Origin of the sequence: Clostridium neuense, from assembly GCF_045310695.1 — a bacterium.
GTDB lineage: Bacteria > Bacillota > Clostridia > Clostridiales > Clostridiaceae > Clostridium_S > Clostridium_S neuense.
This window is the reverse complement of the sequence record NZ_JBJIAA010000001.1, coordinates 201,063-215,221: the sequence shown is the minus strand read 5'-3', so window position 1 is coordinate 215,221 and position 14,159 is coordinate 201,063. Positions and strand designations below refer to the sequence as shown.

Genomic DNA, 14,159 nt, shown 5'->3' with positions numbered 1-14,159 from the left:
CTCCTTTAAATTTTAATATAATCCAATAATTTTCCACCATATGGAGCCTAAACCAAGCCATATTACAAAGTATACTATACCAAGAATAAAGTTTAAACTCCACCATTTATTTTGATTTACATAACCTGAACCAAAAAGAAGAGGTGCAGGTCCATTGCTATAATGTGTGGTGGAAGAAAATAAGTTCCCGAAGAAGCCTAAAGTTAAAGCAGCAAGCATAGGAGGAACACCTCCAGCTATAGCAACTCCTAGAAATGCAGAGTACATTGCACTTACATGGGCTGTTGCACTTGCAAATATATAATGTATATAAAAATAAGCTAGGAGTAAAATAAATAATATTATTGGCCAACTGAAACCATGAACACCATTTGCAACTAAGCTACTAAACCATTTGATTAATCCGAGTTTATTTAGTTCATTTGCCATCATAACTAGTACAGAAAACCATACAAGAGTATCCCAGGCGCCTTTTTCGCTTTTTACATCGTTCCAATCAATTACTTTAAAAATAAGTAAAAGAGAAAGACCAATTAAAGCTGTAAGTGTAGCATTTATGTGAGTAAAGCTTCCTGTTACCCATAAGATAAGTATTACAATAAATACTAAAATCATAAATTTTTCTTGCTTTTTTAGTGGACCCATTTCTGAAAGGGCAGTTTTTGCAATTTCTGGTGCATTGGGTGTATCTTTAACCTCTGGTGGGTACAGCTTGTATATTATAAAAGGTATAAGAATAAGCGATACAACTCCAGGAACCAGAGCAGCTAAAAACCACCCAAACCAGGTGATGTTAACATTGAGTCCTTTTGCAAGAGTTTGTGCTAGTGGATTTCCAGCCATTGCTGTTAAAAACATGGCAGCAGTTATAGCATCTCCATGAAATTCAGAAAATATGAGAAAAGATCCTATTTTTCTTTCTGTTCCGTCTTCAGGCCTTGAACCAAATGCTTCTGATAGTGATTTTATTATAGGATATATTATTCCACCAGCCCTTGCTGTATTACTTGGAGTTGCAGGAGCTATTACGAGATCACAAAATATAATTGAATAGCAAAGACCTAGAGTTTTTTTGCCAAAGGCTTTTACAAATTGATAGGCTATTCTTGAACCAAGCCCAGTTTTTATAAAACCTCTTGATATGAAGAAGGCGATAACTATAAGCCAGATACTACTTTCACTAAAACCAGAAAGAGCAGTATCTATTTTTGTGGTGTTTGTAAATGTTGATAGTGTTAATCCAATTACAGCTACAGCACCTATGGGTAAAGGCTTTAGTATGCAGCCGACTATTGTTCCTATGAAAATTGCGAGCATATGCCAGGCGGAGGGTTTAACACCAGATGGACAAGGCAAAAACCATATTACAGCGCCAACAGCAAATGCAATAAAAAGTTTCAAGTACATATTAGAAAATAAGCTTTTTTTACAATCGTTTTCCATATTTAAGGCTTCCTTTCTTTTTTGTTTAAGTTTATTATACTTCCATGTTCTCTGTGGGAGAAATATTGTTTATTTATCATGTCATAAATATTGCTTATAACTTGATAAATAAATTTTGAAGTGAGATAAAAAATAGAGGCTTTGTGTAAAACATATTTAAAGGAAAGTGTAATATATTCGAAATATATTATAAACGGAAAAATTATAATAATATGTACTTTAGGGGAAGTGTTTACATTGATTAATAAAATAAGTGACAATGAAACTGTGCAATCTTTCTATAATATGATACCGTATTTTAAGTATTATATTGATAGTGAATTGATTTTTACAATTTCTAATACAGAGAGATTTTTATTAGTAAAAGATAGTGAAAATTTAAAGATGGCAGCTAAAACTGGAGATAAGATTCTAAAAGGATGTGCAGCGGATGTATGCCTTAAGAGAAAAGAGCAAGTTTCTGTAATGGTTCCCAAAGAAGTGTTTGGAGTAGAGTTAAAAACAATTGGAATACCTATTTTTGAAAACGATGAGATAGCTGGAACAATAGTAATAGGGATGAGTGTAGAAAAGAAAAAGAAAGTTTCAGAAATGTCATCCACATTATCAAGTTCACTTGATCAAATAAGTAAAAGCTTAACTGATATGTCTTCTGGTTTTCAAAAATTATATGAAACAAATTCTAATATTCAAAAATTTGTACAAAAGACAAAGGAGAATTCTACAAAAACTGATGATGTACTAAAGTTTATTGAGAGTATAGCCAAACAAACAAATTTACTTGGACTTAATGCTGCTATAGAATCAGCAAGAGCTGGGGAATTTGGAAAGGGATTTGGTGTTGTTTCAAATGAGATAAGAAAGTTATCTAAGTCAAGTAGTGATTCTGTAAAAGAAATAAGCGAAATTTTAAATGACATACAAAACTCAATTGGAGAAATAAGCAATAAATTTGCGGATTCAAATGAGATATTTGATAGTCAAACTGCTGAAATTGAAGAGATTACTGCAACTATTCAAGAGCTTAATTCAACAGCATCGATTTTAAAAGAATATGCTTCAAAAATGTAGGGGGTAACTTATATGAGAATGACTACATTAATTGAAAATGTTCAGGACGATGACAAAAAATTAAAGTCTGAACATGGGTTAGCTATGTTTATTGAAACAAAAGAGTGCAATATTTTATTTGATACAGGTAAAACAGGTGATTTTATTGATAATGCACATAAACTCAAGGTTGATTTGAAAAATATTGATGTTTTAGTTCTTAGTCATGCACACTATGATCATTGTGGTGGAGTGAAGAGATTGCTTGAGGATTATGATATAAAACCTAAGCTTATTGTAAGTAAATATTTTTTTGAGAAAAGTAATAGATATTATTACTCAGATGGAACACTTAAAAGTGATTTTTCAAAATGTATTGGCTATAACGATATAGGCATAAATTTTGATGAAGCTTACATACGCAATAAAGGAATTACAATTGATTTTGTGAAAAATAATGCTTTAAAAATAAGTGACGAGGTTTTTGTATTTTCAAATTTTAATAAAAAATATAATATTGAAAAAATCAATGAAAATATGAGAGTTAAAGTGGGAGATAAATATATTGTAGACCAATTTGAGGATGAAATAGCTCTTGCAGTTAAAACTTCAAAGGGAATAGTTATACTGCTTGGATGCAGCCATCCGGGATTTTTAAATATGATTAGTACTATTGGAGAAGCCTTTAATGAAAAGATTTATGCAATAATAGGAGGATCACATCTTGTTGAAGCAGATTCCTCAAGAATAAAAAAATCCATTGAGTGTTTAAACAACCTTAATATAGAAGTAATTGGATTATCACATTGTACGGGAGAAAAGGCAGTTAATGAAATTAGTAAAAACTGCAGTGGCTTTTTCTATAATAAAACTGGTACAGTAAAAGAAATAATTTAGGAAATCGAGGCACTTTCACCATATGGCGCAGCATCAAGTGAATATAGCAAAATAGCGGGGCTGTTACACTAATGATTTAGTGTGACAGCCCCGCTATAAATTTTATCTTGACATTAATAATAAGAGTGTATAAACTGTTTATATAACACATAAACAGTGGAGGGAAAAATGAAATTATATCAGAATTCAAAGGAACCCTTATATAAGCAAATAAGTAGCCAGCTTAGAGATCAAATACTCAAAGGAGAACTTAAAGGAGGAGAATATCTTCCATCCATAAGACAGCTGGCAGCGGATCTTAGGATAAGCGTTATAACAACAATGAAAGCTTATCAAATTTTAGAGGAAGAAGGGCTTATAACTTCTCAGCAGGGAAAAGGGTATTTAATTAATGCACAAAATGATGAGATGATAAAAGAGCAGCACTTAAGACTTATAGAGCAGCATCTGTTAAATGCAATAGAGTGCAGCAAAATAGCAGGTATATCTGAAGGTGAACTAGTTAATATTTTAAAGAAATTAATGGAGGTGGAATAGATATGGAGACCATATTAAAGGTGAAAAATTTAGATAAAAACTTTAAAGAATTTAAACTTAATGATATTTCTTTTGAATTGCCTAAAGGTTGTACTGTAGGATTAGTTGGAGCAAATGGCGCTGGTAAAACGACACTTATTGATTTAATTGTGGGGCTTCAAAAAAGGAATGGTGGAAGCATCGAGTATTTTAACAAATATGATTCTTCAGAAGAAAATGAGGTTAAAGACAAAATAGGTTACGTTTCAGATAGTAATTACTTTTATCCTCACTGGAAAATAAAAAATGTTGTAACTGCTATGGAAGCTGGTTTTGATAATTTTAATAGAGATAAATTTTATGAGTTGGTAAATAAGTTTGAAATTAATTTAAAAAAGGAAATTGCTCAAATGTCAAAGGGAACTCAAATGCGTCTTATGCTTGCAGCTCAACTTGCAAGAAGTACAGAACTTTTAGTGCTAGATGAACCAGCCTCGCCGCTTGATCCATTGATGAGAGATGAGCTTTGTGATTTGTTTAGAGAATATGTTATGGATGGAAATAAAACTATATTTTTTTCAACACATAACATTGCAGATATGGAGTATGCCACTGACTATGTAATAGTTATGAAAAATGGAAGGATAATAGAGAAGGGATTTGTTGATGACTTAAAAGAAAAATATTCAGTTGTTTCTGGAAATAGTAAAAATGTTGATGAAATAAAACAATATTTTAAGGAAATTAGACTTACTTCATTAGGCTTTGATGGGATAGTATTGTCAAGTGATGCAAATAAAATAGCAGAAAAATTTGATGCAGCAGTAGAGATGCCATCTCTTCAGCAAATAATTGTAATGCTTCTAAAGTCAAAAGAATTTGATGTTTAAATTCATGTGAGGAGGACTAATATGATTGAAGAAATTGTTAAGGCATATAAATGTTATAATATTGGGTTTAAATTAAGACTTATTTTATTTGTTATGGGCATTTTTATCACATTTATTTTTATAGGAATAATGAAAATTGCGGGATATACTAACATTGCGGGATATACTAACATTGCTATACGAGGGATATATGTAATTGCTATAGTTATGGTTTCAAATATTACATCTGGTAGTTATGAGCTTTGGGTAAGGAATAATAGTGGATACGGAAAATTTATTAGGAGTATAAAAAATTCATACGGAAAGTTAAAAATGATGATGATAATTAGCATTTTAGAAGGCTTAGCTTATTACTTAATTTATTTTGTATTTTTAAAGGCAATTTTTATGATTTTAAAAATAAAAACTTTCTATAATGAATATCAAATTTTTTATGGAATTGTGATAGGACTTTTTTTGTTAGGTGTGCATCAAATATTAGCATATTGTTTTAAGAACGGGACAAAGGTAGATGTTGTTACCTCAATGATTACCTGTGGTATGATTGGCTTCGGAGCTACTTCTAATTGTTTTCAAGGTAAGAATTTATCAACTGTCATTAGTTCATCTAGTATAATTATAATTACTTTTATATTAACAGCTATTTATTTGAGCGTAATATATGCAATTGTATTTAGGATTATAAAAAAGAGGTGGATGGTGCAATGAATACTATAATACGCTCTACAAAGGTATATCTAAGCTACAAAAAAATTTTATACTGCATGTTTAATATTATAGTAGCTGCCTTATTATCGTATCCTGGAATATTTTTTGTTGAAAAATTATCGTCGAAACTTTATATGATGCCAATACTGTTTTTAGATTTTGCTTTGATATTGTTATTAGCTTGTTTCTTTGGAAATGATTTGGAAGTGGGGTTAAATAGAAGGTTCATAAAAACTACAGTTATTTCAAAGCAAATTAATAGCTTAGTACCAATTATAATTAATAATGTTTTAGGAATTGTATATATATTACTAATAGCCGTAATTAAATATGCAGTAATGAAAGATAAAAACAGTGACATGCAAAATTTTGCTGATACATTATTTGTATTATTAGTTACGGTTGGATTTATTAGTTTTATTAAAGTTTTGATATTAAGGCTGCATATTATACTAGCTTTTTTTGCTTCAGTATTTATTTTAACCTTATGTGCTATTTCAAAGTATCATTTTATATTTTTAGAATTTGTAAAAAATACATTTCATAATAATTCTAGCTACATAATCTTATGTGGCGCAGTAATTAGCGTATTACTTAATTTAATAGCATACTCATGTGCGGCTTTGGATGATTAAAACGAGATCGATATAAAGCTTACTGCACGAGTTTATTCTAAAGTTTCAAAGGTGAACAATATACTTTTAATTGCAGATTTGCTAATTAAATTACCATGTCTAATAAGATAATCTTAGGGAGGAAGTTTTTTGTCTCCAGCCGTTAATGATGTTTTTATTTAATTTAATAAATTTACCATGTCCTATGAAGAAGCTATATATTCATTTCTGTTAATCCACATTTTATTAATCATTGTATATACAACAGTAAAAAAATTTGCTATTATAGTAAACAGGTGTATATACATATAAAAATTTGGAGGAGACAATATGAGTAAAAAGAATATGTGGAGTTTAAAACTATCAACAGCAGCATTGGTATTAATACCAGCAGGTGTTGGCATTAATTATGTAGGAAAGGCTTTTGCAGAATTTTTAAAGCTTCCACTTTGGCTTGATTCAATAGGTACAATACTTGCAGGTATGCTTTCTGGTCCAATTGTTGGCGCTATATGCGGTGCAATTAACAATATAATTTATGGGCTGACAATATCACCGGTAAGTTTTATATATGGACTTACAAGTGTTGCAATCGGTCTTGTCGTAGGTATACTAGCATATAAAGGCTGGGTTAAGAATGTTGGAAGGGCAGTGCTGCTTGGAATTATTGCTTCAGTAGTATCAACTGTAGTGTCTACGCCTATAAATATTGGATTTTGGGGTGGACAAACAGGCAACGTATGGGGAGATGCAGTTTATGCTTCTTTAATAGCAAAGCACTTTCCAATGTGGATAGCTTCATTTATTGATGAATTTGTTGTGGACTTTCCAGATAAAATATCAACAGTAGTTATTGCGTACTTAATATTTAAAGGACTTCCTGAAAAGCTGATTATATTGTTTAGGGGAGACGAAAGAATAGAAAAACTTTAAAACAGAGTAGGGAGTAGAGAGTAGAGTGAAGGTTGATTTACCTTTCGTTTCACTTAGGTAAATCTTAGAAATTATAAATTATCAGCTTCACTGAGCACCATGTGTTGGTGATTAAGATTTTTTAAAGCGTAGCGGAGAAAAATCATCCTTCACTCTACTCTCTGCTCTTTACTCTCTACTCTGCCTAAAGGGGTGATTGTTTTGAAAACATTAAGTTTATACGAAAAAAAAGACACTGCAATACACAAAATTGATCCAATCACTAAGGTGTTATATATAATTTTAGTAATTGCAGTGCCTATCATTCTTCCGAGCAAAATCATTTCAATAGTTTTTCTTTTCTTAACTTTAATGATTTTATGCATGGGCAAGGTTTTAAAAAGGGTTGTACCTATTATAGGTTTTAGCTTTATTGTTTTAGTTTCAGTTATTGTAATTCAGGGATTATTTAGGGCAGGAAATAAAACTGAATTATTTAAGCTTGGTAGCTTAGTTTTTTATAAAGAAGGACTAAGCTATGCTTTTGAAATTTGCCTTCGTGTTTTAAATATATTAAGTTCTGTTTCTATACTTATACTTACTACAAAGCCCTCTGATTTGATTGAAGCATTTGTACGAAGGGGATTATCACCTAAAATAGGATATGTTTTAAGTTCTGTACTTCAATTAATACCACAAATGACCTCAACTATGAGCAAAATTACAGATGCCCAAAGATCAAGAGGGATGGAGACAGAGGGAAATATTATAGTTAGGCTTAAAGCATTTTTGCCGCTCATAGCTCCTGCTACTATGAATTCTTTAACAAGTACTAGAGAAAGATCTATGGCATTAGAGGTTAGAGCTTTTGATTCAAAGGTAAAGAAAACTTTTTTAAATGAAGAAGAATTTTCTTATGGCAGCAAATTTGTAAGATTAGCGATAGTAATTATATTTGCAGCAGCTATTATTTGGAGGATATTTATATGGAAGAGATAGTTGTGGAAAATTTAAAGTACAAGTACCCTTTGACGGATACATTAGCATTAAATGATATAAGCTTTAAGGTTAAAAAGGGAGAGTTTATTGGAATAATAGGAAGAAACTCATCAGGAAAGTCTACACTATGTCAAGCATTAATAGGTTTGGTTCCACATTTTTATAAAGGAGCTTATGGCGGCAAGGTGACGGTCTGTAACATGGAAATTTTCAATAGTAAGATAAGTGATGTTGTTAAAAAGGTTGGCTTAGTTTTTCAGAATCCATTTACGCAAATTACAGGCTCTAAGCTCTCAGTATATGAAGAAATTTCTTTTGGACTTGAAAATCTAGGCGTTCCTAGAGGTGAAATGATAGAGAGAATAGATTATTCACTTAAATTACTTGATATATATAAATATAAGGATAGAAGTCCTTTTGAATTATCTGGTGGTCAAATGCAGAGAGTAGCAATAGCTAGTGTTATTTCTATGAATCCAGAAATAATAATATTAGATGAACCAACCTCACAGCTTGATCCTCAGGGTTCAGAAGAAGTTTATAAGGCAATTCAAAAATTGAGTGAAGAAGGAAAAACCGTAATAATGGTTGACCACAAAATGGAAAAAATTGCACAGTATGCTTCCAAAATAATGCTTCTAAGTGAAGGGAAGATAATAGATTTTGATATTCCAGAAAAAGTTTTCTCAAGAGATGACCTGGAAAAGCATGGAGTTACAGCACCTGTTTACACTAAGATATGCAAAGGACTAAAATTAAAAAATGACGAAACAGGCTTGTATCCAGTAACCTTAGAGGAGGCATATAAACTGGTGGTGAATTATAATGAATAGCATAGAAATTAAAGAATTACATTTTTATTATGATAAAGAGGAAGAAATATTAAAGGGATTAAATTTAACCTTTGATAAAAAATCAACGGCAATAATTGGGCAAAATGGTGCGGGAAAAACAACATTTGTTAAGCTGCTTAAAGGACTGCTAAAGCCTAAAAGCGGTGATATAATTATAAATGGAGTAAATACAAAGTCTGTAAGTCCAGCTAAGCTTTCTAAATCAATTGGAATGGTTTTTCAAAATCCAGATGATCAAATATTTAAGAATAAGGTTATAGACGAAGTTATGTTTGGACCTTTAAATATAGGTAAAAGTAGGACTGATGCCGAAAAAAATTCAATGCTAGCTCTTGAGGAAGTTGGATTATCTAATGAAACTTATAAAAATCCTTATGATCTTAGTTTAGCTGAAAGAAAATTAATAAGTATTGCTTCTGTAATAGCTATGGATACAGATATTATAATATTTGATGAGCCTACAATAGCACAGGACTATGAAGGAAAACAAAAAATTAAAAATATAATTAAAAGCCTTAAAGAAAAAGGCAAATTAGTAATTACAATAATTCATGATATGGATTTTGTGGCAGAAAACTTTGAGAGAACTGTAGTTTTTGCAGAGGGTAAAGTACTCCTTGATGGAACAACACGTGAAGTGTTTTCAAATAAGGAGGTACTTGAAAAAGCATATCTCGAACTGCCCCATGTGACTGAGCTATGTAATAAGATGGGTTTTAAGGAAACTTTTTTATCTATAGAAGAATTTTTAGAAAAGGAGATATGAGATATGGAAAAAATATTTGATAAGGATAAGTTTATAGAAAAGTCAAAAGGCTTTTTACTAAACATAATAGAATCGTTTGAAAATTTGCCAACATTAAAGGTAAGTGATTTTAAACAAGAGGATACTGTAGTAGTAAATGTGGATATAATAAATGGTTTTTGTAAGGAAGGCAATTTAAGTTCAGATTTAGTTGGAAAAATAATACCTTATGCAGTTAAAATTAATGAGTACTTTAAAGAATACCATAAAATATTTTTTGTAGATAGGCATACTAAAGCTTCAGCTGAATTTAATTCTTATTTGGAGCACTGCATAGAAAACACCAGTGAAAGTGAAATAGTAGATGAATTAAAGCCATTTCTAGATGGAAACAGCACAGTTTGTTTTAAGAATAGTGTAAATGGTTTTTTATGTGAGGATTACTCAAAGTGGCTTAAAATCAATAGGAATAAAACAAATATAATAGTTCTTGGAGATGTTACGGATATATGCGTTTTAAATTATTGTCTTACTCAAAAAACATTTTTCAATGAAAACAATATAAATTCAAGAATAATAATACCTATTAAAGGCGTTGAAACCTATGACTTAGATATAACTAATCATGATGCTCAGTTAATGAATTTATTTGCACTTTATAATATGAGAATGAATGGAATAGAAGTTGTTGAGGATATTGAAGGGTAATCAAGAAATGTGATTGATTTACTAAAAAAGTAATTTAATGTATACTCATTATATATATTTTATAATTAGAAGAAGGGGATGGGTGTACAGTGATTAGAAAAATATTAGCTGTAACTTGTATTAGTTTAGCATTACTTATTCCGCAAAATGTAAAAGCAGCTGAAACTACAAATAATTTTGTGGTAGATGAATATAAAAATTGGACAATTCATTTTAATAGAGAAGTTGCATTTGATGATTTATCAAAACAAGGAATTGTAGTGACGGATAGTAAAGGCAATAAGGTGGATGTACAATTAGAATTAGGAAAAGATAATAAAAGTATAATTGTAGAATATCCAACTTGGGGATATTTGTTAGGTGAGAAGTATCAGCTTACTGTAAATAACAAAGTACACGATAAAAATAATAAAAGTATAAAACAAGCAGCTTTTGTAAACTTTAGTGTTGAACCTGAAAATAAGGATGCAGTAATTTTTAAAGATAAAGTTTTTCAGGATTCGGTAAAGAATTATCTTAAGAAGCCTAATGAAGAAATATTAAAAAGTGATGTTGATAAATTAACTGAATTTGATGCTGGTGGGATTGATGTAGAAGATATTAGTGGAATAGATGAGTTTGTTAATTTAGAAGACCTTAATCTTAGCAATACTAAGGTGAAGGATATAAGTTCATTAAAAGAATTGACAAGTTTAGAGGAACTTACATTAGAAAATACAAACATAAGTGATATAACCCCATTAAAAAATTTATATAATTTAGAGGTTCTTGATTTAAGTAATACTAAAGTAAGTGATATAAGTGCATTAAAGGGATTAAAAAACTTAGAGGAACTCTATTTAGTAAATTCACCAATAAAAGATTTAAGTGTATTAAAGGAACTAGATAATTTAGAAGCTCTTAATTTAGATAATACTCAAATTAGTGACATAAGTGCATTAAAACAATTGAAAAACTTGAAAGAATTAATTGTAAATGGTTTAAGCGATTCTGAACAAAAAATTTTGGAAAATGCACTGCCTAACTGTAGAATTTTAGGACTATAAATTGATTACTATTGTTTTACTACGTTCTTTTCTTAAATTCTGTTCCGCATTTTTTGCAAGTAATAACTATTTTTCCTTGGTGTTTGGGTACTCTTAATTTTTGTGAACAATTTGGACATTTGAATACTTTATATTGACTTGAGTGCCCTATACTTGGTTTTAAATTACGCATTTTATATTTCAAAGTATTTAAAAATCTTTCAAAGCCTTGAAGCTCTTTTTGGCGACTATAACTGTTTTTAGAAATACTCCTTATTGTACTAAAAATTATTAATGCTAAGCCTATAACAGCAGTGTATTTAGTAAGCAGGAGAATAGCTCCTATACCATATAAGTATTTCGAGAATTTATCTATTCCATAAGAACCTTTAAAATAATCTTTTAATTTATTCAAAGTAAAATCACCCCTTGTATTTATTCAGCTAAACTACATGAGTTAGTAACCGATAAAGCTACAAATGAAAATCTAGTTAATTTAAATATTGTATGTAGTATATTTATAAGTTATCACATGCATTTTTATTATTCAATGTATATTTTGTTAACGTATTAATAAATATTTATATATAAGTTACAAAAAGATTACAATAATTAAGTCTTAAATAAGTTTGAAATTAAAGTGTGGTATAATTACATTGAATTTGTGTAATTTTTTGAAGAAAATGATTTTTTTATTGCTAGTTAGAGGTGAATTATGGAAAAAAAAGTATTGATAGTTGAGGATGAAGCATCCATAAGAGGATTTATTAAGATAAACTTTAAAAGAAATAATTTTACTGTTATTGAAGCAGAATCGGGAGAAGAAGGAATTGAAAAAGCATCTATTGAAAAGCCAGATATTGTTATATTAGATGTTATGCTACCTGGAATTGATGGCTTTAAAACTTGTGAAATTCTTAGAAAAAAGTTTCATGACATCGGGATAATAATACTTACTGCCAGAAGTCAAGATATGGATAAAATCATGGGACTTGAATTTGGTGCTGACGATTATATGGTAAAACCTTTTAATCCCCTTGAACTTATAGCAAGGGTAAATGCTATTTTAAGGCGTATGGATAATGAATCTAAGAATAATGATAATATTTTAGTTTCGGGTGTTTTTAAGGTTGATAATTTGGCAAGAAAAGTATATAAGAGTGATAAAGAGCTTGATTTGACTCCAAAAGAATACTCACTTGTTAAGATGTTTATAGAAAACTCCGGGAAAGCTTTGAGTCGTGCAGAGCTTTTGGATCAAGTTTGGGGATACAGTTATCTTGGAGATACAAAAATAGTTGACGTTAATATAAGAAGGCTTAGAGAGAAGATAGAAGATGATTCATCTAATCCTAAGTATATTGAAACTGTTTGGGGAATAGGCTATAGATGGAGAAAGGAGCAATAAGCTTGAAGGGAATAAGAGCTAGACTACTAGGAAGCTACCTTTTTATAATAGTTGTTACTGTAGTAAGCTTTGAACTTTTCTTTATTATTGCAGTTGATAAATATTATTATAATAATATTGAAAACCTTCTTCTAAATCAGATAAGAGTTTCAGCTAATTTCTATGATACATACTTATCTACAAATACACTTAAAGAAAATGTTCAAAATAATGCCGATGTGTTTTGGAATAATACTCATGCTGAAGTACAGATAATAGATAATTCTGGCAATATGCTTATGGATTCAATTGGAAACTTTGTAGAAACAAAAGTAAAAAGTAAAGATGTAAAAAAGGCGCTTCATGGAGAAGCTGGGAAGGTTATAGCATGGGATAAAAACTCTAAGGAAAAAGTACTCTGTATATCTTATCCACTAAAATCAAAGGGAAAAATAGAAGGTGTATTGAGGTTTATAACCTCTGTAGAAGATGTGGATATGACAATAATAAAAATAAGTTTTGTTCTTATATTAATAGGGATTTCTATAATTGCAATTGGTGGAATGTCAAGTATGTTTTTATCTAACTCTATAGTTAGACCTTTAAGAGAGATTACAGAAATGGCAAAGAAAATTTCATCTGGAAACTTTAATGAGAGAATAGTAAAAAAGAGAGATGATGAAATAGGTGAGCTATCTGATACTATAAATGTTATGGCTGATGAAATATTAAAAAATGACAAGTTAAAGAATGAATTTATGGCATCTGTATCTCATGAACTTAGAACACCATTAACATCTATAAAAGGTTGGGCATCCACAATACGAACAGGAAATTTAGATGACAAGGAAGAAATAATTTCTGGACTCAATATAATAGAAGCTGAAAGTGATAGATTATCAAAGCTTGTAGAAGAACTTTTGGATTTTTCAAAATTTATTTCAGGAAAAATAGTTCTAAAAAGAAATGATGTTAATATTGTTAATACAATTTTATATATACAAAAACAGATGTCACTTAAAGCTTTAAGAAGTAATATAAAGTTTGTGGTTACAATGGATGACAATATACCTATTGTGCTTGTTGATGAAAATAGAATAAAACAGGTTTTAATAAATGTTCTTGATAATGCCTTTAAATTTACTGAAGAAAATGGTACAGTTGAACTTAAAGTTAAAAGTGAAAATGGAAATTTGATTATGACTGTAAAAGACTCTGGAATTGGTATACCAGAAAGTGATTTGCCAAGGGTCACAGAAAAGTTTTTTAAAGGAAAAAGTAGTAAATCAAGTAATGGTATAGGACTGTCAATTTGTAAGGAAATAGTAGAACTTCATAATGGTAAAATTGAAATTTTCAGTGAACCTGGAAATGGAACGGAAGTCCGCATAACAATACCCATATTATAGAA

Annotated in this window: 16 protein-coding genes; 14 read left to right on the top strand and 2 right to left on the bottom strand. The window is 30.0% G+C overall.

The features are described from left to right. Positions 1-12: 12 nt before the first annotated feature. Positions 13-1,443 (bottom strand): anion permease, encoded by a 1,431-nt coding sequence (locus ACJDT4_RS00975; RefSeq protein ID WP_406785656.1) that lies wholly within the window; start codon positions 1,441-1,443, stop codon positions 13-15. Positions 1,444-1,680: 237 nt separating this feature from the next. On the opposite strand from ACJDT4_RS00975, the gene ACJDT4_RS00970 reads away from it, so the two are divergent. The 12 genes from ACJDT4_RS00970 to ACJDT4_RS00915 all read left to right on the top strand — a co-directional run bounded on the left by ACJDT4_RS00970 (position 1,681) and on the right by ACJDT4_RS00915 (position 11,382). After that, positions 1,681-2,514, top strand: coding sequence for a methyl-accepting chemotaxis protein (locus tag ACJDT4_RS00970; RefSeq protein ID WP_406785655.1), 834 nt, complete (start codon positions 1,681-1,683; stop codon positions 2,512-2,514). 12 nt (positions 2,515-2,526) lie between these two features. Next, complete coding sequence (locus ACJDT4_RS00965; RefSeq protein WP_406785654.1) at positions 2,527-3,390, top strand: MBL fold metallo-hydrolase; 864 nt, start codon at positions 2,527-2,529, stop codon at positions 3,388-3,390. Positions 3,391-3,558: 168 nt separating this feature from the next. Then, a complete protein-coding gene (locus tag ACJDT4_RS00960; RefSeq protein WP_406785653.1) occupies positions 3,559-3,927 on the top strand; it encodes a GntR family transcriptional regulator in 369 nt (122 codons plus the stop codon). Between the two features lie 2 nt (positions 3,928-3,929). Further along, the gene (locus ACJDT4_RS00955; protein WP_406785652.1) at positions 3,930-4,796 is read left to right on the top strand and encodes an ABC transporter ATP-binding protein; all 867 of its coding nucleotides are present in this window, start codon (positions 3,930-3,932) and stop codon (positions 4,794-4,796) included. 21 nt (positions 4,797-4,817) lie between these two features. After that, the gene (locus tag ACJDT4_RS00950) at positions 4,818-5,504 is read left to right on the top strand and encodes a hypothetical protein (protein ID WP_406785651.1); all 687 of its coding nucleotides are present in this window, start codon (positions 4,818-4,820) and stop codon (positions 5,502-5,504) included. Continuing rightward, positions 5,501-6,139 carry a hypothetical protein gene (locus ACJDT4_RS00945; protein ID WP_406785650.1) on the top strand — a complete coding sequence of 213 codons (639 nt, stop codon included), beginning with the start codon at positions 5,501-5,503 and terminating at the stop codon, positions 6,137-6,139. Before ACJDT4_RS00950 ends, ACJDT4_RS00945 begins: the two co-directional genes overlap by 4 nt. Before the next feature lie 309 nt (positions 6,140-6,448). Next, a complete protein-coding gene (locus ACJDT4_RS00940) occupies positions 6,449-7,051 on the top strand; it encodes an ECF transporter S component (RefSeq protein ID WP_406785649.1) in 603 nt (200 codons plus the stop codon). A 201-nt stretch (positions 7,052-7,252) separates the two neighbouring features. Beyond that, entirely contained in the window at positions 7,253-8,029 is a 777-nt protein-coding gene (locus ACJDT4_RS00935) for an energy-coupling factor transporter transmembrane component T family protein (RefSeq protein WP_406785648.1), read from the top strand. Continuing rightward, positions 8,017-8,862 carry an energy-coupling factor ABC transporter ATP-binding protein gene (locus ACJDT4_RS00930; protein WP_406785647.1) on the top strand — a complete coding sequence of 282 codons (846 nt, stop codon included), beginning with the start codon at positions 8,017-8,019 and terminating at the stop codon, positions 8,860-8,862. Before ACJDT4_RS00935 ends, ACJDT4_RS00930 begins: the two co-directional genes overlap by 13 nt. Further along, a complete protein-coding gene (locus ACJDT4_RS00925) occupies positions 8,855-9,649 on the top strand; it encodes an energy-coupling factor ABC transporter ATP-binding protein (protein ID WP_406785646.1) in 795 nt (264 codons plus the stop codon). Before ACJDT4_RS00930 ends, ACJDT4_RS00925 begins: the two co-directional genes overlap by 8 nt. A 3-nt stretch (positions 9,650-9,652) precedes the next feature. Beyond that, a complete protein-coding gene (locus ACJDT4_RS00920; RefSeq protein WP_406785645.1) occupies positions 9,653-10,336 on the top strand; it encodes a cysteine hydrolase family protein in 684 nt (227 codons plus the stop codon). Positions 10,337-10,425: 89 nt separating this feature from the next. Then, positions 10,426-11,382 (top strand): leucine-rich repeat domain-containing protein, encoded by a 957-nt coding sequence (locus tag ACJDT4_RS00915; protein ID WP_406785644.1) that lies wholly within the window; start codon positions 10,426-10,428, stop codon positions 11,380-11,382. Positions 11,383-11,401: 19 nt separating this feature from the next. On the opposite strand, the gene ACJDT4_RS00910 is transcribed toward ACJDT4_RS00915, so the two are convergent. Then, positions 11,402-11,776, bottom strand: coding sequence for a hypothetical protein (locus ACJDT4_RS00910; RefSeq protein ID WP_406785643.1), 375 nt, complete (start codon positions 11,774-11,776; stop codon positions 11,402-11,404). 300 nt (positions 11,777-12,076) lie between these two features. Between ACJDT4_RS00910 and ACJDT4_RS00905 the strand changes: the two genes are divergently transcribed. After that, complete coding sequence (locus ACJDT4_RS00905) at positions 12,077-12,769, top strand: response regulator transcription factor (RefSeq protein ID WP_406785642.1); 693 nt, start codon at positions 12,077-12,079, stop codon at positions 12,767-12,769. Next, a complete protein-coding gene (locus ACJDT4_RS00900; RefSeq protein WP_406785914.1) occupies positions 12,766-14,157 on the top strand; it encodes a sensor histidine kinase in 1,392 nt (463 codons plus the stop codon). Before ACJDT4_RS00905 ends, ACJDT4_RS00900 begins: the two co-directional genes overlap by 4 nt. Positions 14,158-14,159 lie beyond the last annotated feature (2 nt).

What these genes read in the sequence shown, in the direction of transcription:
- ACJDT4_RS00975 (WP_406785656.1), bottom strand. Translation starts at nt 1,443, where the DNA reads ATGGAAAACGATTGTAAAAAAAGCTTATTTTCTAATATGTACTTGAAA.
- ACJDT4_RS00965 (WP_406785654.1), top strand. Translation starts at nt 2,527, where the DNA reads ATGAGAATGACTACATTAATTGAAAATGTTCAGGACGATGACAAAAAA.
- ACJDT4_RS00960 (WP_406785653.1), top strand. Translation starts at nt 3,559, where the DNA reads ATGAAATTATATCAGAATTCAAAGGAACCCTTATATAAGCAAATAAGT.
- ACJDT4_RS00955 (WP_406785652.1), top strand. Translation starts at nt 3,930, where the DNA reads ATGGAGACCATATTAAAGGTGAAAAATTTAGATAAAAACTTTAAAGAA.
- ACJDT4_RS00950 (WP_406785651.1), top strand. Translation starts at nt 4,818, where the DNA reads ATGATTGAAGAAATTGTTAAGGCATATAAATGTTATAATATTGGGTTT.
- ACJDT4_RS00945 (WP_406785650.1), top strand. Translation starts at nt 5,501, where the DNA reads ATGAATACTATAATACGCTCTACAAAGGTATATCTAAGCTACAAAAAA.
- ACJDT4_RS00940 (WP_406785649.1), top strand. Translation starts at nt 6,449, where the DNA reads ATGAGTAAAAAGAATATGTGGAGTTTAAAACTATCAACAGCAGCATTG.
- ACJDT4_RS00930 (WP_406785647.1), top strand. Translation starts at nt 8,017, where the DNA reads ATGGAAGAGATAGTTGTGGAAAATTTAAAGTACAAGTACCCTTTGACG.
- ACJDT4_RS00925 (WP_406785646.1), top strand. Translation starts at nt 8,855, where the DNA reads ATGAATAGCATAGAAATTAAAGAATTACATTTTTATTATGATAAAGAG.
- ACJDT4_RS00920 (WP_406785645.1), top strand. Translation starts at nt 9,653, where the DNA reads ATGGAAAAAATATTTGATAAGGATAAGTTTATAGAAAAGTCAAAAGGC.
- ACJDT4_RS00905 (WP_406785642.1), top strand. Translation starts at nt 12,077, where the DNA reads ATGGAAAAAAAAGTATTGATAGTTGAGGATGAAGCATCCATAAGAGGA.